Genomic DNA, 20,223 nt, shown 5'->3' on the forward strand with positions numbered 1-20,223 from the left:
GATATGAGTGCATTAGCAGCTACCGGTTATTTTCTCCTTTCTTTTGCAGCAATGGAAGCCGTTGCATGGCTTACACATAAGTATATTATGCATGGTATATTATGGCATTTTCACAAGGACCACCATCAAAAGGAAAGTGATTCCTTCCTGGAGAAAAATGACCTGTTCTTTGTATTCTTTGCTGTTCCCGGAATATTGCTTATTTATAATGGTGTGACGCAGGGTGGTGCACCACCTTCCTTATGGATGGGACTGGGAATTACTGCTTACGGACTTGCCTATTTTTTGGTGCATGATGTATTTATTCACCGGAGAATCACTGTGCATTTCACCGCTGTGAACACTTATTTCGCCGCTATACGTAAAGCGCATAAAGTACATCACAAGCATCTGAACAAAGAGGATGGTGAATGCTTCGGCATGCTTTGGGCACCTGTTAAATATTTCAGGGAAGCCCTGAAATCAAAAAGGCAGCAATGAAAGACACTTATCTTCTCATCAACATTGCCACCATTTCCATTCCCCTGCTATTTACTTTTCATCCCAAACTTCAATTTTATAAAGCATGGCCGGCTTTTTTTCCTGCTATGTTTTTGACAGCCATTTTTTTTATCACGTGGGATATATTCTTCACAAAGTTTGGTGCCTGGGGATTTAATCCTGTTTATACCAGCGGCATCAATTTAATCGGACTACCGCTGGAAGAATTGCTTTTTTTCATCTGTATTCCCTATGCCAGTGTGTTTACTTACCATTGTTTTAAGATACTTATTCACAAAGATGTTTTGCTGCCGCTGAAAAATACTATCTCAGCAATACTTATAGTTTCCCTCACGATAGTTGCTCTTTTCAATACAGACAAGATGTATACTTTTTTTACTTTCATGCTTCTTGCAGCCACAATATTTTTTTTACGTCGTGCAGATTTTCTCTCGCGGTTTTATTTTTCCTACCTGTTTCTGCTGCTCCCTTTTCTGCTTGTAAATGGAATACTCACCGGTTTATGGATCGATGGAGAAGTGGTATGGTACAATGAAATGGAAATACTCGGACCAAGAATAGCCACGATTCCTGTTGAAGATATCTTTTATGGCATGTTGCTGTTGTTATTGAATATTGCCGGTATGGAGTATCTTTTGAAGCGGCAACAAGAAAAAAAATGAAGAAGCCCCGCTTGCTTTTTTTTCCTTTTGATCTGCTTTCTCATTACCTGCGTTGTCTGCAACTGGCGAATGAGCTTAAGGATCGTTGTGAAATTATCTTTCTTCACTCTGCACGGTATAAAGAATGGCTGAATGATTATCCGGTATTTGAATGCGAGACATTTGAGGCTGACTATGTTATGGCCTGCTCAAAAAAATTTGATTTCTCGTGGTTAAATCATCAGGATATGGAGCGTGTATTTAAAAGTCAGGTAATTGCAATTGAAAAGTACAATCCTGATTTCGTAGTGGGTGATGCTTCCTTTACACTGAAGATGGCAGCAGAAAAATGTAAGGTGACTTATATCTCCATTGTTAATGGTTACATGACAAAGTACTATGCGGCTACCAGGAGATTACCGCAATCACATCCTGCACAAAAATATTTAGGCCGGCTTCCTGTACACGTAGCTGATTCAGTTACCCGTTTTGCAGAACAGCTGGCATTTAAAAAAGTGCACCGGCCTTTTAAGAAACTTCGGAAAAATTATGGACTGAAAAAGGAAATGAATTATTTGGATGAACTCGAAGGTGATCAGACTTTGATTTGTGATGTACCGGAATTATTTCCCCAGCAAAAACTGCCCGGGCAATACCATGTGATTGGGCCACTCTACTATTCATCTGACCATAGTGAAACAGCTGTCGTGGAGAGATTGCAAAAAGATAAACCTGTTATTCTTGTTGCACTTGGCAGCACAGGCGACTGGGCGCAACTTCGTTTGTTAAATGATGCACGCTTTCATGAATTCAATATCATTACAGCAGGTGATCATGATTCAATTCTTCACGGCAGGCACGTCATTGCAAAACCTTTTTTGAACACCACGTTTTTATTACCCATTATAGATTTGATGATATGTCATGGTGGAAATGGAACTCTTTACCAGGCCTTGTCTCACAACATTCCTGTGCTGGCAATCACGAGTCATTTCGAACAGGAATACAATATGCAAAGACTCGAAGCGCTTAATTTAGGAAAAGTGATTACGCAAATAACTTCTGCTGTTGAGTTGAGTGCAATCATCAGAGAAGCACTTATAAAAAAGACAAACACCGGTTTTTCAACGTTGATGGACAGATATTCGCCTGACTATCGTAAAGAAATTCTTAAGGAGGTAATTAAATAGGAGGAAGCATTTTTAAAAATCCTCACGCTTCGGCTCCGCTCAGCGACCGGATTTTTCAGCTTCGCCAAAGCCCGGATTTTTTGCTCCCTGAGCGCAGCCGAAGGGCGCAAAAAATATCAGAAGAGCTGAAAAAAATAAATGATCATTTTAAAAATCCTAACGCTTCGGCTCCGCTCAGCGACCGGATTTTTCAGCTTCGCCAACGCCCGGATTTTTTGCTCCCTGAGCGCAGCCGAAGGGCGCAAAAAATATCAGAAGAGCTGAAAAAAATAAATGATCATTTTAAAAATCCTAACGCTTCGGCTCCGCGCAGCGACCGGATTTTTCAGCTTCGCCAACGCCCGGATTTTTTGCTCCCTGAGCGTAGCCGAAGGGCGCAAAAAATATCAGAAGAGCTGAAAAAAAATAAATGATCATTTTAAAAATCCTCACGCGTCGGCTCCGCTAAGCGACCGGATATTTCAGTTTCGCCAACGGCCGGAATTTTTGCCCCTGAGCGCAGCCAAGGGCGCAAAAAGAAAAATAGCGGGCTGGGGTTTTCTTCGCCCAACGCCCGGATTTTTTGCTCCCTGAGCGCAGCCGAAGGGCGCAAAAAATATCAGAAGAGCTGAAAAAAATAAATGATCATTTTAAAAATCCTCACGCTTCGACTCCGCTCAGCGACCGGATTTTTCGGCTCCGCTCAGCGACCGGATTTTTTTAAATCCTACTTCTTCACACCAGTTGAATCCGTCTCCGGTGCTTTATTGATCAACTCCATAAACTGATCCAGCTTAGGTGTGATAATAACCTGCGTACGTCTGTTCAGATTTTTTCCTGCATCCGTATCATTGCTTGCGATCGGATTATATTCTCCGCGACCTGCAGCAGTAAGACGTTTCGGATCTACACCATAGTTATTCTGTAATGCCTGCACTACAGAAGATCCACGGAGCACACTCAGATCCCAGTTATTGCGGATATTGGTTTGTGAAATGGGCACATTGTCCGTATTGCCTTCAATCAATACATCATAATCACCATAGTCTTTTATGATTTTTGCAATCTTCGTTAAGGTGGCCGATGCTTTATCAGCTATTTCAAAGCTCCCTGATTTGTAAAGCATGTTATCGGAAAGAGAGATGTACACCACTCCTTTTAATACCTGCACATCCACGTCTTGCATTTCTTCCTTGCTTAATGATCTTGTAAGATTATTAGTCAATAACATATTCAGAGAGTCACTCTTATTCTTAGAAGCAACCAATGCCTGGATGTACTTATTCGAAGCATTGATCTCATCCACCAGTTTGGAAATATTCACATTGCCCTGGCCGCTCGAAGTAAGGCACTTGTCCAATGCCGATTGTAAAGCCTGCAGATTACTGCGCTCTGCGGTTAACTGATCCTGCAGTCCGGTAACCCGTGCGTTGGCGGAAGAGAGACTGTTCTGACAATTGATATTGTCCAGTGAAATCGCGTCATTCTTCGCTTGCAAAGTTTTGTTATCAGATTCCAGCGACTGATACTTTTTGGTGCTTACACAGCCACACAGCAGTACAATCGTAGTGCAAATGATCAAAGGAAGTTTAGTTATCATCATTTATTTTTTTAAGGTTTTAAAAAATGGAAGTTACAAAATTTTTGAGCGCTATTCCGAAACGAGTCCGGGAAAACTTATGTTATCATCAAAGTTATTCCATTATTTATTTAAAATCTATTGTCCACTTCACACTACCTTTAATGAAATTATTTCTATGCTCAGGTCAATACTACTCTTTATCGGTTCCGTAATTTCATTGTTTGCTGCTGCACAGGTTTCGGTGCTTACACAACACAATGATCTTGCACGCACAGGTGCCAATCTCAACGAAACACAGCTCACTGTCGCGAATGTGTATCAGAATAATTTCGGAAAACTCTTCACGCGTTTCGTAGATGATCAGATTTATACACAACCATTGGTGGTGAGTAATTTAGATCTCCCAGGCATTGGAAAAAAGAATGTGGTATATGTTACTACCGTGAATAACAGCGTCTATGCTTTTGATGCGGATGATGCGTCTTTAGCAACACCTTATTGGCAACAGAATTTCACCTCTGCAGGAACTGCAGTCGTAAAAAACACCGACATGACAGGCGCCTGCGGAGGAAACTACAAGGATTTCTCCGGCAATATGGGTATTGTGGGAACACCGGTGATTGATACGGTTTCCAAAACGATGTATTTTGTAAGCAGAGATAAAAAGAATAGCGGCGGCTATGAACAATGGCTGCATGCATTGAATATCACCAATGGCAATGAGCAATCATTCAGTCCTGTACTGATCAAAGCAAAATATCCGGGCACAGGTGATGGCAGTGTGAACGATACGATTGCTTTCGATTCACAAAAACAAAATCAAAGGCCAGCGATTACGCTCGTGAATGGAATTGTCTACATCGCATGGGCCTCTCATTGCGATTGGGGTCCTTATCATGGTTGGGTGATCGGTTATGATGCCGGCACACTACAACAGAAATGTGTCTGGATGGATTCACCTACCGGTTACAACGCGGGCATCTGGATGAGCGGACAAGGTATCAGTGCCGATGATGACGGCAACCTGTATCTGTCAACCGGTAATGGTTCGGTGGGTGAAAACGGAAATCCTGCAGACATTACAAATCGTGGTGAGAGTTTTTTGAAATTACATCCGACCGGTAACACACTGGAAGTACTCAGCTTTTTTACACCCATGAATTTTGATGTACTCGAAACGTACGACATTGATCTGGGCTCGCAGGGACTTTTGCTGGTGCCCGGCACCAACTGGGCCATCAGTGGTGGCAAGGAAGGTAAGGTGTATATTGTTAACCGCGACACGATGGGCGGCGTGGATGTTGCTGCCGATCATGTGATCCAGGAATTCTCCATGGGCACCAACAATCAGTTGCATGGTGGCGCGGTGTATTGGCACAGTGAAGCAGATGATTACATTTATATCTGGCCTTCCAATCAGCACCTGCGCGCTTATCGTATCAATTACAATACGCAGCAACTCGATCAGCCCGAGGCCATGCAGAGTGCAGTGAGCGCAAGCAATGGACAACCCGGGGGAATGCTTTCGATCTCCTCCAATGGAAATGCTGCGGGCTCCGGAATTTTATGGGCCACCCTTCCACTGAGTGGTGATGCCAATCAGCAAACCCGGCCAGGTATTTTACGTGCTTATGATGCCACTGACCTTTCACATGAATTATGGAATTCACAGCTCAACCTCGCCAATGATTCTATCGGTGGATTTGCAAAATTTGTTTGTCCGACCATTGCAAATGGTAAAGTGTACGTTCCCACCTTTTCAGGAAAATTTCTGGTATATGGATTATTGAATACAATTGGAATCAATAATGTTATAAATGATAAAATCAGTTGGACTATTTATCCCAATCCTGCTCAAGAACAGGTTACACTCACCGGTGTGATGGAAAATGAAAAAGAGGTTTTGGTTGAAATTACTGATATCACCGGGCGTTTGTGGATGAATGGCATGGTAACCATTAACAATCATCAGTTACAAGCGTCAATTGATGTAACTGCATTCCCGGCAGGAATTTATATCATGAAGGTGAATGGAACACAAAAACTATTTGTGAAGCAATGAAAGCCATAGTATGCTACAAATGGACGTGAGTTTGTTTTTTTTGCTCCCTGAGCGCGGCCGAAGGGCGTAAAAAAATAGAGGCTGTATTTTCAAAAATCCTCACGCTTCGACTCCTCATCAACCAAATTTTTTTGCTCACTGAGTGAGATGTTACCTGAAATTACTAATATCAACGCGCGGGTAATTGAACCTTTTAAAACAGGAAGAGCTCCTGTTTTTTTGCAGTAGCTCTTCCATATTTGAAAATTAAAATTCTTTACTGATTACCTCGCAATAAGCAGCTTTGTAACCTGTGGCTTTCCATCAATCACCACCTGGCAGAAATAAGAACCGGGAGGTAGGGAAGTTCCATCAAACGTAAATTGGTAGGAACCTTCAGCCAGTTTTTCATTGTCGATTAACCTCTTTATTTCCTGACCGGTTTGATTGTAAATGGTAACTGTTACAGCAGCATCTGACGGGAGGTTGTAATAAATGGAAGCCAGCTTGTCAAACGGGTTAGGGTAAACCGAAATGGCGTTTCCTGGTAAGTTATTTTCCATTCGTGTAAGGTTGGGAAGCGTAGTGCCGTAAGTTATCGTTCCGGATAAAGAAGAGAGCACAGCATCATTCATTAATTGGTAACCTCCTACTACATGACCGGAGGACTGAGCCTTTACCGCAATAGTCGCCAGGTAAGGTGTTTTATTATAACCGGTTACAGTCAGCGTAAGTGGATCTTCATTTACAAGGGGATTGAATGAAAGCGATGCAATGCCACCGGAAACTTTTGCAGTGGCCAATATGGTTCCATTCACTGTAAGCGCAACTAATGCATCTTCCATGTCGCATGCTACGGAAAAGGTGCTTGCTCCGGGAAAAATGCTTGGATCGTGAGATACCGAAAAAGAAGTAGGCTGCGCTGTGCGAACCACAACAGAAGGATCACCAAAAATGATCCACGTGTCAGTCATTTGATTTCCACTGTTGCCATATTTATCATTCATGCTGAAACATCCGTTGATGGATAATCCACCGAAGGTTCTGTTGATCTTGTTTGCATAGCTTTCAGTCAGGATCAGGTTGATCTCATCCTGTGCTTCCATGGGTTCGGCCCATGACTGTAAAATGGTGGACATAAAAGACGACAAAGCACCTGTTGGCTGACCATTGCTGGTAGCGCGTGCCCATGATTCAGCAAAGCAGGTACTTGTTCTGAAAGCGCCTACAGAGCATCCAACGATCCAGGCGAAAGGCCATTTGGTTGTATTGGTGAGCGTGCCTACATCAGCGTTGTTAAAGCCTGTAGTACCCAGGCTTGTAGTGCTGCCATGACCTGTATATTGAATAATGCCAGCTCCTGCATTCACCAGGTCTCTGAGATTATTGTCGGAAGGATTGCCTGCTGCATCTACATTGCCATGTGTGCCATCAAATAATTCAGCAACATCGGTGTAAGTATAATCGAGCAACTGTGTGCGGATGAGGTCTTCATGCTGGTAATCAGCTTCACCATCATCACCAATGTTGAGACCTTCATTGGATGCGAGACAAATACCTTTTGCAAAATAATTATCATCAATAGGTGTTTTTTCATAGGCAAGAATTCTGTTCACCTGGGTAGTCACCTCGGCATCGGTCTGGGCCGAAAAACGTCCCACAAAAATTTCCTGGTAATGATCATTGCCCGAGATAAATCCGTAGTCATTATCGGAATCACCCGCATTGGTGCTGCTTGTTTTTACCTGTGGATCATCTCCTACCAGCAGCAGAAATGTAAGACCATTCGTGTTATAATAATTTGCCACATAGCTTTTAATAGCAGTTTTGGTGTTTCCAATGGTTGCAACATCCACCATTTCGGTAGGCATTCCTCTTTGTCTTTTCCAGTCAACAAACGGCTGCATCTCATCCATAAAGCTGCCATAGCTGATGATGAGCATGTTTCCTTCTTCTTCAAGTTGTGTGTAACGGGTATCCTTTTGGTAATTGAGGAAATGATTCGTATACACGCGATCGAACTCGGTTGCAATCTTGTCGTCGTTGTAATTCTTATTTAAAATATTAATCGCTGTGCCTTCAGCTTTAGGTGAAACAGTTACCGTGATCTCAGAATAGATGCGCAATGTTTTGGTAACAGGATTATACTGAAACGGATACACGATCACGGTTTGTCCCCTGAAATCACGGAGGATGTAAGGATCCCTCATTTCAGCGAGGTGTTGCGGGAAGAAAGCATCTTCCTGGTATACGCTGCCATATACGTAAGGAACATCGGAAGGCTGCACATCTCTTTTCAGTGATCCTTTGGAGGGAGCTACCTTCACATTTTCAAAATCAGTATAGCTGCTGGAAGAAACTGTCACCTGCATATTTTTATCATCAGGAATAATAATGCTGGTAGTGAGTTTCGGAAGATCCGGAAAATCCTTCTGCAGCATCGGCGTTCCGGCATCTACTTTTATCACCACGGCATTGCCTGCCGGTGTGTTGACTGTTTGCTGTACCATGGCTCCGGGGTTAAAACTGATAACGGTAGTATTGCCGTCATCAGACACTAAGGAGATGGCAGTCTTTTGAGCAGTCGCCGATTGTGAAAAGGTCAGCAGCGGTGCGGCTGAAAAAAGTATCGTTGCAAAATTTGCCAACAACACTTTGCGCGTAAGGTTTCTGATCATAGTTGTGGTTTTTGAATGGTGGTTGAAAGGTGAGAAAAGTAAGCTCAGCTAAAGTAATAAAATCCCGAAATAAATAATGCTGTTAGGAGAATGAGTCGTACTGCCTTTCTGTTCTCTTAGTGAAAGTGTTTGGTTCGCTACATAAATTTAATGGTATCATAATATTCTCATCACAAAAATCTTCACGCTTCGGCTCCGCTCAGCGACAGCTTCGGCTCCGCTCAGGGACAGCTTCGGCTCCGCTCAGCGACCGGATTTTTGGCTTCGCTCCGGGGTGAATTTTTTTGCTCCCTGAGCGCAGCCGAAGGGCGCAAAAAAATGGAGTCAGCAAAACTTTAGTCAAGCTGACGTTGACCAAAATGTTCAATCGGAGCGACAGTAAGGTACAGGAGAAAAGCGCCCCTTTGAGGAGCCATGATGTATCTACAATATTATTAAGCGAAATAGTTATTGCTTTGCATCACCATCAAAAAATAGTACACCATGAAACAATTAAAAATAGGAACACAGGGACTGACAGGTCCGCAAATCGGTTTGGGTTGCATGGGCATGACGCCCTTTGCAGGAGCAGACCTTTATGGAAAATCCGATGAAAAAGAAGCGATCGCTACCATTCACCGTTCTTTGGAACTGGGCGGAAACTTTTTGGATACTGCTGAATTGTATGGTCCTTTCTTAAATGAACAACTCATTGCAAAAGCCACCAAAGGGAACCGGGATCAATACATTATTGCCACCAAGTTCGGAAGCGAAATTGATGACGATGGTAAACCACTCTGGATAGTAAATGGCAAAAGGGAGTATGTAAAAAAGGCAGCAGAACGCTCCCTCAAACATTTGAACACGGATCATATTGATTTGTATTATCTGCATCGCCTGGATAAAAATACACCGGTGGAAGAAACCGTTGCGGCTATGGCTGAATTAGTGAAAGAGGGCAAAGTAAAATACATCGGACTTTCCGAAGTATCATCGGAAACCATTCGGAAGGCACATGCCGTGCATCCCTTATCAGCAGTGCAAACAGAATATTCTCTCTTTGAGCGAAGTGTGGAAGAAAGAGGCATTATGGATACCCTGGAGGAATTGGGAATTACCTTAGTGGCTTATTCTCCGTTAGGCCGTGGATTTTTATCCGGCAAATTTCAAACACCTGAGGATTTCCCCGAAAATGATTTCAAACGAACGGTGCCTAAATTCCAGGGCGAGCAATTTCAAAAAAATATTGAACTGTTGAATGAAGTTCAAAAAGTGGCAATTGAAAAAGGAATGACGACTACGCAACTGGCATTAGCCTGGACGATTGCAAAAGGCGCTTTACCCATTCCGGGAACAAAAAGAATCAGTTACCTGGAACAAAATATTGCAGCGACAGCACATGTATTATCACAAGCAGATTTAGACCGGTTGGAAAGCATTATTCCAATTACTGTAAAGACAGGAGACAGATATGGTAATATGAGTTCGATTGATTGATAAGATAATCAGCAATTGCGAGTTGTAGTGTTGCATTCGCATGCGAACGTTGAAATTATAATTATAACAGTTGAAATGAAAAAGCATCAACGTTTTGTGCTTTTTTTATTTGCTTTGTAGTGAAGTTGGAAGTTGACAATAGCAGGTGTAAATTTTTATCAATGATGAATTCATTTCTTAAGCAAAAGTTACCGGAAGTAATTCGGATTTTCAGAGAGCATAAGGTAGATCGAGCGTATGCTTTTGGTTCTGTATGCACAGATGATTTTACAGATCAGAGTGATGTGGACTTTGTGATTTCCTTTCCTGAAAAACTTGATCCGCTGGAGAAAGGTGAATTATATTTTGATCTGTTGTTCCGTCTTGAAGATTATCTTGGAAGAGAAATTGATTTGCTTACAGAGGGTTCTCTGCGAAATCCATACTTTATTAAGAAACTGAACAGTACAAAGACTGCATTGTATGAGTGATGATGAAAAAAAACTACTCACGGATGTATTCAATGCTGTTGAAGGGATTGCAGTTCATATTCAGGGTATAAAATCATTTAATGACTTCAAAGCTGCTTATACTGTTAAGCGGGCCGTAGAGCGTGAGTTACTGATTATAGGTGAAGCAATTGGAGATCTACGCAAACTTAATCCCGCAATTGCTATTTCCGATATGAGAAAAATTATTGCCCTCCGAAACATTATCGCTCACGAATATGATTCTGTGCAGGATGATAATATCTGGCTGATCATCGTGCGACATCTGCCGGGTTTAAAAGATGAAGTAGATAAATTGATAAAATCCTGATAGCTTGTGCAAAGCTGAAAAAGTTTTTGCTTGCACCTGGACTTTGCTTGAACTTGAGCTGGTGAAGGGGTTTTTTATTGGATTGAAAATCCAATTGCTCAAAAGGACGGGATTATAAAATCCCGACCAACGGAGTGACGACTACGCAACTGGCATTAGCCTGGACTATTGCAAAAGGCGCTTTTCCCATTCCGGGAACTAAAAGAATCAGTTACCTGGAACAAAACATTGCTGCTACAGCATATTCCTTGTCGAAGTCTGACCTGGACCGTTTGGAAAGCATCATTCCTATCACCACCAAGACCGGCGACAGGTATGGTAATATGAGTTCGATTGATTGAGCTGGTATGGATGTAACTGCAATTACTGGGGAATTTATATCATGAACGTGAATGGAATATGAAAACTATTCATTGGCTATATTTTTCGCATCCTCTGACTTTCATGTTAGTAAACATCTTGAATCGTTACTTCATTTTCGGAAAGCATTTTTTCAAGTTGCTTTCTTCTAATTAAATTCACTTGGTTTGTTCTTGATAGTGTTTCTGCCGATGAACTGAAATCGCTATTTGAAATAACAATCAACTCAAACTGTTCACTGAATTTACTTTCATAATATTTTTTAGCCGTGTATGTTTCAAACCGCAAGCAGTCTTTCAACACTTTATTTCTACTCCACCACCACTTTCTTAAACACCTTCTCCATCTGATCGCGTACTTCTACTAAGTAAACTCCTTTCGAATAATTCGAAAGATCCATCGTGGTTTTTTGTCCGTTCCACTTGAAGGATTTGATGGCATGTCCCATCACATCAAATATTGTGACGGTATAATTTTTATGCGCGGCCATATCTCCGTTGAGGATGAAGGTGCCGCTGGATGGATTCGGATAAATAACGAATGTAAAAGGTGCAATATCATTAATCGCTGTTATAGCATCCGGATTATCAAACCAGGTAATGAGATTGCAGTTGACATCGAGTGTTGGATTAAAACCATCATTGCAATCAGAGCATGTAGTGCCTGTCACGCAATTTGGATTGTCAGGATGACACTGATCTACATACGTGGACAAAAATTTATAATCGAGACTCATGCCGGCGGTTGAAATATAAGGGGTCATATCATAATCAAACGGCTTTGCAATAGAGCCCGGACACCAGCCCGCACGGTTGTAAGTCCAGGTGCCGTTTTGCGGAGAACAACCATCAGGATTAGGATTGCACGTGGTCCAGTTGTGCTGCGAAAATGCATTCACACCATTCACCTGTATGTCATGCGTGGCATTGTAGAACTCTGCTGCATTGGAAGTATTCAGCGTTCCCCATCCGTGGCCGGTGCTCACCAGCTTCAACCTGGATGCTACAGCCAGCTCGGGATAACTGAAATTATAAGCAGGCACTGGTTGCAGGTTCGCGTAATCGCCGAAGGGATAAATGGTTTTCCATACCTGTTGCACCTTGCTGTATTTATGAGCAGGAGCGCCCTGTTTGAAATTGAACTTCAACTCGTACACATAACCATTGGTGAGTGTAAGACAATTCGCCCGGAAGGTAACCTTGCCCTGCAGCATCGACATGTAATCCGCCAAGTCGATATTGTGAGAACAAGGCACTCCATAAGGGGTGATGTACCGGATCACTTCAAACCATTCTCCTTCTTTGCTCATCACATCTACGCTTGCCACTCTGTCCCATGGATCGCATCCACCCGTCGGGCACGTCACGCTCAAGGTGGCAATAATGGTATCGAAAGCGCCGACATAAGAAGGAAGATTTCCGCTGGCGATCAATGATGGTGTTCCTGAATCCAACCACAGTCCGTTGAATGCAACTACGTTGTTGATATCGGAAACACTCTGCACTACATTGATATCTACGTTCTGTGTAACCACCGCACCGAAATTACTGGTAGAAGAAATCTGAATGGTGTAAGCGCCATAAGCAGGTGGCGTCCACCAGGCAGTGTAATGATTATTGGCATGAGCAGTGGCAGGAAGTGATTGACCGTTGATGATAAACTCCACGCTCTGCACAGCAAACAAAGGTGTATCAGGAATCGTAACCATTGCAGCTAACTGCATCGTCCCAAGCTCCGGCATATAAACATCTGTTGCATTCAACGGATCAAGTGGAACAATTACCGCAACATTCGCAGCGGGATCTACGACATTGAAGGTACCTGATACGGGGGCGGCAGGATCGAATGTACCATTACCGGCTTGATCTGCCTGAATCGTTACGGCTCCGGGAGTGCCGTTGAGTGTTACCGTGTTTCCATTCACTGTTGCAGGTCCGGAAAGAACAGTGTAACTCACGGCCAATCCTGAAGTGGAACTTGCAGTGAGATTAAAAGGCGGATCAGAAGTAAGCTTGGTGGGAACAGGTGGAAAAGAGATGGATTGAAAAGATGCATTGAGCGTTCCGTTAAAATTGGAGGTGGCTCCGTTGAGTGCGAAATTTAAGAGATCACCATCATAGGTTGGCGTATTTACTTCTGTAAGCAATGCACTGATGCCGGTATTGTCTGCTCCGGGCACGCCCTGGTTAAATTTGTAGTACATCTTCAAATTGGGTTCTGTGCCTGTAAGCTCGTTGTCCATCATGTCCTGTATCTCTGTCTGCGACAACGCTTTGTTCCACACAGAAACTTCATCTATCCTTCCATTGTAGAGAAAATTGAAACCACTCAGGATGCTTTTACCAATAGCGAAAGGTGTAACGGTATTTGTAATGCTGCCTGATGCCGGAGCAGTTCCTGATAAGCTACCATTCACGTACAGACTTAAAGAAGAACCGTTATACACCCATGCAAAATGCTGCCACACTTGTGGTACAGTCGTAAAATTAGGTGCCACCACTTCATAGAGTGTATTCGCGGAATTTATAAAACGACATTCTATGGAGCCATTGTTCAACTGAATCATATAAAAGCCACAGGAGGTTGCTCGAAAGCCCATCATGCCTTGTCCATAGCCGAGAGCGTTGTCATAAAACCAACCGGTCATGGTAATGCCTGTTCCGCCGGCAATGGCTGCAGAACCGTTTTCGACACTTACGTAATCATCTACGCCGTCGAAGTCGAGGTATTGGTTGGATTGGGCGTGGAGATTAAAGGTTAATTGCGTGCAAAGGATTAGGGAAGTAAGAAACTTTAGGTAACTTTTTTTCATGGGAGAATAATTATTTTCAGTAAAAGATTTAGAAGTAAATGTAGTATGAAAATATGGCAAAATAGTTAGCTTTTTGTGTGAGGTGTACTCTCCCCTGATTCGTCTGCGACGAACCGTCCCCTCTCTGCTTTTCGCAGAGTGGGATGTCTCACGAAGTGGGACGGGGAGAGTTAAATCACTTCATTAGGTATATGAAGTTGCTGCTTTATTTTTGCTAACACCTCATAAACATTCTTTAATACTTCGTCATTTGTAAATCGCAAAACCATCAATCCCAGTTCCTTCATTATAAGATCTCTTTCCTTATCGTATTCAACCTGCAGGGCATGAATTCCTCCATCAAGCTCCACAACAATTTTCTTTTGTGCACAAAAAAAATCCGCTATGTAGAACTTTGTTCTACGGTCCACCTTCGATACAATAATGGGATGTTGACGAAGAAATTTAAATCCATTTAATTTTCTGTTACGAAGCTATCCCATAAGAGCTTTTCTGCTGGAGTTTGATTCCTTCTAAGTTCGCGGGAAAAGACAAAATGAATAGGTAGGGTTTGATGTTTCATATGATTGATATAGTTTTTAGATACTGATATAAGTTTTTGGACTCTCCCCACCTCACTGCGTGAGGCACCCCCTCTCTGCTTTTCGCAGAAAGGGGAAGATTCGTCGCAGACGAATCAGGGGAGCGTTATTTCATCCACCACACCTTCTCATTCAAATTATCCCCCAACGATCCAATCGCACTCATCCAATTCATTTCATTATAAGAAACCTCCGAAGGTGGAATCGGAAAACGATACACTTCGCTCGGATTTCCTTCATGAGGAGTTAACACTGTTCGTCTTGCCAATGCAAATGCTTCCTGCGGTTGCCTGAACATATCGATCCAGCATTGTTCATATATTTCTTTCAGTTGTTCGTCTTCACCGCCGGTAAAAAAGCCGAGGTTATTTTGCACTGAAAAGAAATTTAAGTTGGAGGGCACTGTGATGTTGTTTGAAAATGGCGCACCTGGCGGCAGCTTCGAGTTGTTCATTACATGCTCCCAAAAGCTGATCGAAAACTGAATGCCATCCAGAAATGCAGAGGTTGCAGTACCCACATCTTTTGCAACACCGATTCCTAAAAGGTAAGCCTCCGCTCTGATGAAAAGTACTTCTGCTCCTGTTATTAAAATGTCAGGCTGGTAATCCATATCTCGTGCGATGTAATAGTTTACAGGTGAATACAAACAGTCAGCTCCTTTAATAGTATAATTGAGATCGCGATGGTATTCATAAGGAATGCCACCATCAGGAATGGCAGTTGGAGGATCGTTAGGGAAAGCAACCCAATCACCGTTATTATTGGTTTCGAAAAAGTAATAAGCTCTCGGATCGAAAATGCCGCTGCCATCAGTGCTGTCGTGTTTCGAAAGCAAGTGCCAGATGTTGGTTCCCATTCTTACATCTTTTGACTGGTTGAACGACCATCCTTTGCTTTCATTCCGGTAACCCAACTGGTAAGGATACAAGGCAGCGCATTCGTTGGGATCATTGTTCAACTGACCAAATTCATTGGCACCAAACACAGGTTGCTGATTTTCGAAGATCTCTTTAATGATGTCACCTGCAAGAATAGGTTCCTTGTTTACCATGCGCATGGCATAGCGCAGTCGCAATGAATTCGCGAACTTTTGCCACTTCAATACATCTCCAAAAAATAAATTGTCGAAATTTTTGAAAGTGAGAAAAGGTTCTGCTGTGGTTGCTGCAGGATCTAAATGTTGGGAAGCCCATTGCAATTCATTCAACAAAGTTTTGTAGATGGATTCCTGCGCATCAAACTTCGGATGCAACTGGTTTACATCCTGGAATCCATAGCCTGCTTCCGAAAATGGAATGTCGCCAAACAAATCAGTCACCTTGAAAGTCTTGTAGGCGAGGATAATTTTTTCCATCGCCATCATATTCTTTACTTCTGCGACACTGGTATCAAGCGATTGAAATCTTTTTTCCAACTCACGAAGGTTCGGAAGTATCGTATAATAGTTCGTCCAGATTTCTTCTGTGCCCAGTGTATAATTGTTCCATCGAACTTGCGGCAAGGCCACCAATTGTGTTTCCTTATACACCACAGAAATATTTACATAGAGCTGTTCATTCCATCCTGATTGCAATGAACTGATCGCGGAATTAAAAAGTGAACCATCACTGGCAGTAGTAAATCCGTTTGGGTTTTTATTGATCTCTTCAAAATCCTTTCTGCAGGAAGTTGTTGAAAAGACAAAGAAGCATGCTATACAAAGCAAACGCATTCTGCCTGAGTAAATGGGAAATTGCAGCTTGTCAGTATTGAAAAATAATTGCTTCATTTCTTTCATTTAAAATCTCGCATTGATGGCAAAAGAAAAAGATCGCGTACCCGGAAGTGATGCCCATTCAAATCCCTGCGCATCACCTGCTCCCATCAGTCCTTCAGGATTGATGTTATCTGGAACCGTAGTGTAGATGTAAAACAAATCCCTGCCGGTGATGGAAAGAGACAGCTCCTGGAAAATCTTTTGCTTGTTCACTATGCTGGAGGGAAGTGAATAGGATAAAGTTACTTCACGAAACTTCACCCACGTATCTTCTACAATGCCGGGCGACGAAAGAAAATGACCCCATCCGCCTGCATTCGGTAGATATTTATAGTAATAATGAACGATCGTTTCATTCGGCGTTCCATCTTCATGCACGCCGGGAAGAATAATGCCTGTATTACTTTCATTTCCTTCCGCATCTGTAAAAGGCAATCCATCGCCATCACGTTCCGTAAGTGTTTCAGGGCTTTGACCTGTCTGCAAACCAATCACGTAGGAACCGCAATAAATATCGCCGCCCCACTTCGTATCAATCAATGTACGCAGCGTGAAATTTTTATACCGGAACTCTGTGGTCCATCCTGCAAGAAAATCCGGTGATGCATTTCCTATCGGGACGCGGGTATCTGTAATTTCATATTTCTTTCCATCATCACTCACAACAGGTTGTCCATCTTTGTAGACATAATCCCATCCTAAGATGGTTCCGAAATCATCTCCTGCATGCAATGCCATCTGCGGACCGTTTTCTCCCCAGATATCTGCAAGAATATACGTATCGGCATAATCACCCAAGCTGACAACTGTATTCCTGTTTCTTGAAAATGTCAATCCTGTTTTAACAGCAAAAAATGTTTGCTGCACCACTGTTGCATTCAAGGTGATTTCAATTCCACGGTTGCTCAGTACACCTTCATTGATAGAAACCAAAGGAGCACCGGAAGAAGCAGGCAACGGAAGTGAAATGATCTGATCGAAGCAATACTTATAGTACCAGGTGAAATCAAAGGTGAGGCGGTCGTTGAAGAAGCCAAGACCGGTTCCGACTTCAAAGGAATTCACCCGTTGTGGTTTTAAGGCAACGGGAGGAATGGTATTGGGAAAAGTAGAATATTGATCACCACCAAAAAGTCCGGTGGTATAATAAAATTCCGTGAGGTAAGGATCGGTATCGGTTGCTGTTTGCGATGCACCCATTCTTATCTTTAAGAAGCTGAGCTTGTCGCTTTTGAAATGAAAAGCATCCGATGCAATGAAGCTGGCGGAGATGCCCGGATAAAAATAGGAGTTGGCATTTTCCGGTAGGGTAGAGGTCCAGTCATTGCGACCGGTGAGTTCAACAAACAGGTAATTCTTATAAGAGAGATTTAAAAATGCATACAAGGAATTTATTCTTTTCCGGTAGAAAGTTGATTGGGGAATCAGTGTTGCAGGATCATCGCCTTTATTGATCACGATAATATTTCCTGCTGCATCCTGACCATACACCGCTGCTGTATAATTCGATAAGCTATACCAGTTTGGAAAATACCATGTTCCGGAATGTGCAGTTTGATTGTACATGTCACGGTCCCAGCTCGAACCTCCTGCATTGAACCGCACGTTCACATCCGAATTAAAAATTTTATTCGCGGTAGCAGTAAACAAAAATTCATAATTATAACTGCGATCGCGCTGTTGGGTTACCGAATAATATCCATTCATCAAGCCGATCAGATCAGTAGGTTTATTTTTCTGCTCATACTCATCGTAGGTATAATCTATTCCGGTGCGACCGGTGAAATTGAGCCAGGAAGTGATGTTATAATTAAGCGTGAGTCCGCCGGTTAGTTTGGTACGGTCGAGTGTTGTGTTGTTGTTGTAATAATTCCACCACAAATGCTGATCGATATACAGGTAAGGATAACCTTCCAACGGATCTTGTGTTCCATCAGCCAGTGCATAATGCGAAAGATCTTCGCCCTGATAGCTGCGCGGCCAGGAGTACAAAAGACCTTTCGTAAAAGCGCTTGGATCTTCACCAAGCATGGGACTGTTGAGCCGATGGTAGTTAGTAAATGCGGCTGTAAAACCGAGACTGATTCTGTCAGAAACTTTCAACAGTGAATTAGTGCTGAGCGTAGTCTGATTATAGTTGCTGTTTTGAACAATCGGCGTGTTATCTGTTCTTGTCAGCGAGACTCTTAACGTGCCCGCTTCGCCACCACCTTCCACTGCAATGTTATGGGTGGCACTGTAACCATTTTTGAAAGGTATCTTCAGATTATCAGGTTGTGGTGACCATGGCCGCATGATGCTATCCCACCATAAAATCATCTGGTCATTATAGGCAGGGCCCCACGATACCGCGGAACCAGGGTAACCAAAATCAGCATCCGTAGATAATGACGGAAGCATCGGCGTGCCATCAGGTGCATAGTTGAAATCAGGTGGTGTATATAAACCCGAAGGAGCGCCACCTCCATAAGTATTTTGCACATCGCGGTAGCGATAAGGATGCGTTATTTTGTAAGCAAAATTATAAGTGACACCCAACCCTCTTTGTTGTGTTCCTCTTTTTGTGGTGATGAGCACCACACCATTCGCGCCTCTTGAACCATATAATGCAGACGCTGCGCCACCTTTCAGAATCGTGATGTCTTCCACATCTTCCATATTGATATTGTTGATGGCAGAACCCCAGTCGCGGCCTCTGCCGATGTCAGTCAATCCGGGATCGTTGCTGATCGGTATTCCATCCACAACAATTAATGGTTGATTGTTTCCGTCAATGCTGTTGTTGCCACGAATGGTGATGCGTGTGGTGCCTCCGTCAACACCATCAGGGTTGGTGATCTGCACACCGGATACTTTGCCGGTGAGTGCATTCAGCACATTGGGTGAATTGGATTGCTGGATTTCTGCTCCATCCACTTTATCTGTTGAATAGCCGAGCTCGCGTTTCTGACGGTTGACTGCTAAAGCGGTAACCACCACTTCATCGAGCTGTTGGGAAGTAGCCTTTAACTTAACATCGATGACCTTCTGTTCTCCAACAAGAATTTTTTGCGTCGCATAACCGACAAAACTGAAAATAAGTGTATCAGCCGCTGACAACTGTTGAATAGAATATTTTCCATCCAGATCAGTGCTTGCTCCATTGTTGGTTCCTTTCACAACAATGGTTACAAAAGCAACCGGTTCGCCGTTTTCCAAAGAAGACACAGTACCTGTAATTACTTTTTCCTGTCCGAAAGCGGAATTGGTAATAAGGAACAGCAATACACTTAAGAGGAGTATATGTTTCCGGATCAACATGAAATCTTTAAATGAATGTTTAATCTTTCTGCAATGATGAGTGATTATTTGCCTTGTTGCATTACAGCTTCTCAAGGTATTTAAATTCTTTGCATCTGCGATTATTTAAGATAAGATTTTCAGGTGCTTTTTGAAAAAAGACAGAGGTCGGTTGAGAAGGATCAACCATTGTAAAACATTTTATCCTGAAAGATAGAGGGAGATTATTATTGGATTGAAAATCCGATTGTTCAATAGAACTTGTTAAAAAATGCTGACCAAAGGAATATCGCTCAAAATTAAAATCGGGTAAATCAGGTTTTATTAAACTGTAATTTAATATATATAATGAATGCCAATTATGACGAATAGCAATATAATTAAATGTTTCATGGCCATCTGAAAATTCAATAGCTCATGGCAAATGAGGAATTAAAGTGGTATCAGGGGAACAACTTACACAATACTGAAGGTTGTTTTTCTTCCTGAAAACTATTTTTCAGGTAAATGAAAAAAATGTGCTGACTAAAAATGCGAGGCAAAATG

12 protein-coding genes and 2 pseudogenes are annotated in these 20,223 nt (G+C 42.6%); 8 read left to right on the forward strand and 6 right to left on the reverse strand.

The window, feature by feature from the left end; all coding sequences use genetic code 11:
* Positions 1–3: 3 nt before the first annotated feature.
* The 3 genes from IPO83_10155 to IPO83_10165 are packed head-to-tail and all read left to right on the forward strand — an operon-like array spanning position 4 to position 2,332.
* Positions 4–480 (forward strand): sterol desaturase family protein, encoded by a 477-nt coding sequence (locus IPO83_10155; protein ID MBK9731629.1) that lies wholly within the window; start codon positions 4–6, stop codon positions 478–480.
* Positions 477–1,163 (forward strand): lycopene cyclase domain-containing protein, encoded by a 687-nt coding sequence (locus tag IPO83_10160; protein MBK9731630.1) that lies wholly within the window; start codon positions 477–479, stop codon positions 1,161–1,163. The genes IPO83_10155 and IPO83_10160 overlap by 4 nt, the downstream gene beginning before the upstream one ends.
* Positions 1,160–2,332, forward strand: coding sequence for a hypothetical protein (locus tag IPO83_10165; GenBank protein MBK9731631.1), 1,173 nt, complete (start codon positions 1,160–1,162; stop codon positions 2,330–2,332). The genes IPO83_10160 and IPO83_10165 overlap by 4 nt, the downstream gene beginning before the upstream one ends.
* 706 nt (positions 2,333–3,038) lie before the next feature.
* Here the strand turns inward: IPO83_10165 and IPO83_10170 are convergent.
* Entirely contained in the window at positions 3,039–3,911 is an 873-nt protein-coding gene (locus IPO83_10170; GenBank protein MBK9731632.1) for an OmpA family protein, read from the reverse strand.
* A gap of 157 nt (positions 3,912–4,068) precedes the next feature.
* Between IPO83_10170 and IPO83_10175 the strand changes: the two genes are divergently transcribed.
* The gene (locus IPO83_10175) at positions 4,069–5,955 is read left to right on the forward strand and encodes a T9SS type A sorting domain-containing protein (protein ID MBK9731633.1); all 1,887 of its coding nucleotides are present in this window, start codon (positions 4,069–4,071) and stop codon (positions 5,953–5,955) included.
* Between the two features lie 263 nt (positions 5,956–6,218).
* Here the strand turns inward: IPO83_10175 and IPO83_10180 are convergent, their stop codons facing one another.
* Positions 6,219–8,612: a T9SS type A sorting domain-containing protein gene (locus tag IPO83_10180; GenBank protein MBK9731634.1), complete on the reverse strand. Its 2,394-nt coding sequence runs from the start codon at positions 8,610–8,612 to the stop codon at positions 6,219–6,221.
* Positions 8,613–9,095: 483 nt separating this feature from the next.
* Here IPO83_10180 and IPO83_10185 point away from each other — a divergent pair, with 483 nt between their 5' ends.
* The 4 genes and pseudogenes from IPO83_10185 (at position 9,096) to IPO83_10200 (ending at position 11,227) form a co-directional block, all read left to right on the forward strand.
* Positions 9,096–10,088 (forward strand): aldo/keto reductase, encoded by a 993-nt coding sequence (locus IPO83_10185; protein MBK9731635.1) that lies wholly within the window; start codon positions 9,096–9,098, stop codon positions 10,086–10,088.
* A gap of 161 nt (positions 10,089–10,249) precedes the next feature.
* On the forward strand, positions 10,250–10,558 hold the full coding sequence (locus tag IPO83_10190; GenBank protein ID MBK9731636.1) for a nucleotidyltransferase domain-containing protein: 309 nt from the start codon (positions 10,250–10,252) through the stop codon (positions 10,556–10,558).
* On the forward strand, positions 10,551–10,886 hold the full coding sequence (locus IPO83_10195) for a DUF86 domain-containing protein (protein MBK9731637.1): 336 nt from the start codon (positions 10,551–10,553) through the stop codon (positions 10,884–10,886). Before IPO83_10190 ends, IPO83_10195 begins: the two co-directional genes overlap by 8 nt.
* Before the next feature lie 131 nt (positions 10,887–11,017).
* Positions 11,018–11,227: pseudogene (locus IPO83_10200) on the forward strand (aldo/keto reductase).
* A 329-nt stretch (positions 11,228–11,556) separates the two neighbouring features.
* On the opposite strand, the gene IPO83_10205 reads toward IPO83_10200, so the two are convergent.
* The 4 genes and pseudogenes from IPO83_10205 to IPO83_10220 all read right to left on the reverse strand — a co-directional run bounded on the left by IPO83_10205 (position 11,557) and on the right by IPO83_10220 (position 19,698).
* Positions 11,557–14,058, reverse strand: a complete 2,502-nt coding sequence (locus IPO83_10205) for a T9SS type A sorting domain-containing protein (GenBank protein ID MBK9731638.1) — start codon at positions 14,056–14,058, stop codon at positions 11,557–11,559.
* A gap of 170 nt (positions 14,059–14,228) precedes the next feature.
* Positions 14,229–14,620: pseudogene (locus IPO83_10210) on the reverse strand (endonuclease domain-containing protein).
* Positions 14,621–14,745: 125 nt separating this feature from the next.
* Positions 14,746–16,410 carry a SusD/RagB family nutrient-binding outer membrane lipoprotein gene (locus IPO83_10215; GenBank protein MBK9731639.1) on the reverse strand — a complete coding sequence of 555 codons (1,665 nt, stop codon included), beginning with the start codon at positions 16,408–16,410 and terminating at the stop codon, positions 14,746–14,748.
* Positions 16,411–16,419: 9 nt separating this feature from the next.
* Positions 16,420–19,698, reverse strand: a complete 3,279-nt coding sequence (locus IPO83_10220) for a SusC/RagA family TonB-linked outer membrane protein (protein ID MBK9731640.1) — start codon at positions 19,696–19,698, stop codon at positions 16,420–16,422.
* Positions 19,699–20,223 lie beyond the last annotated feature (525 nt).

This window comes from Chitinophagaceae bacterium, from assembly GCA_016717285.1.
Taxonomy (GTDB): Bacteria; Bacteroidota; Bacteroidia; order Chitinophagales; family UBA10324; genus JACCZZ01.

Coding starts and splice junctions, on each gene's coding strand:
- IPO83_10155 (MBK9731629.1), top strand. CDS start 4: ATGAGTGCATTAGCAGCTACCGGTTATTTTCTCCTTTCTTTTGCAGCA.
- IPO83_10165 (MBK9731631.1), top strand. CDS start 1,160: ATGAAGAAGCCCCGCTTGCTTTTTTTTCCTTTTGATCTGCTTTCTCAT.
- IPO83_10185 (MBK9731635.1), top strand. CDS start 9,096: ATGAAACAATTAAAAATAGGAACACAGGGACTGACAGGTCCGCAAATC.
- IPO83_10195 (MBK9731637.1), top strand. CDS start 10,551: ATGAGTGATGATGAAAAAAAACTACTCACGGATGTATTCAATGCTGTT.
- IPO83_10220 (MBK9731640.1), bottom strand. CDS start 19,698: ATGTTGATCCGGAAACATATACTCCTCTTAAGTGTATTGCTGTTCCTT.
- IPO83_10190 (MBK9731636.1), top strand. CDS start 10,250: ATGATGAATTCATTTCTTAAGCAAAAGTTACCGGAAGTAATTCGGATT.
- IPO83_10160 (MBK9731630.1), top strand. CDS start 477: ATGAAAGACACTTATCTTCTCATCAACATTGCCACCATTTCCATTCCC.
- IPO83_10175 (MBK9731633.1), top strand. CDS start 4,069: ATGCTCAGGTCAATACTACTCTTTATCGGTTCCGTAATTTCATTGTTT.
- IPO83_10170 (MBK9731632.1), bottom strand. CDS start 3,911: ATGATAACTAAACTTCCTTTGATCATTTGCACTACGATTGTACTGCTG.
- IPO83_10205 (MBK9731638.1), bottom strand. CDS start 14,058: ATGAAAAAAAGTTACCTAAAGTTTCTTACTTCCCTAATCCTTTGCACG.
- IPO83_10180 (MBK9731634.1), bottom strand. CDS start 8,612: ATGATCAGAAACCTTACGCGCAAAGTGTTGTTGGCAAATTTTGCAACG.
- IPO83_10215 (MBK9731639.1), bottom strand. CDS start 16,410: ATGAAGCAATTATTTTTCAATACTGACAAGCTGCAATTTCCCATTTAC.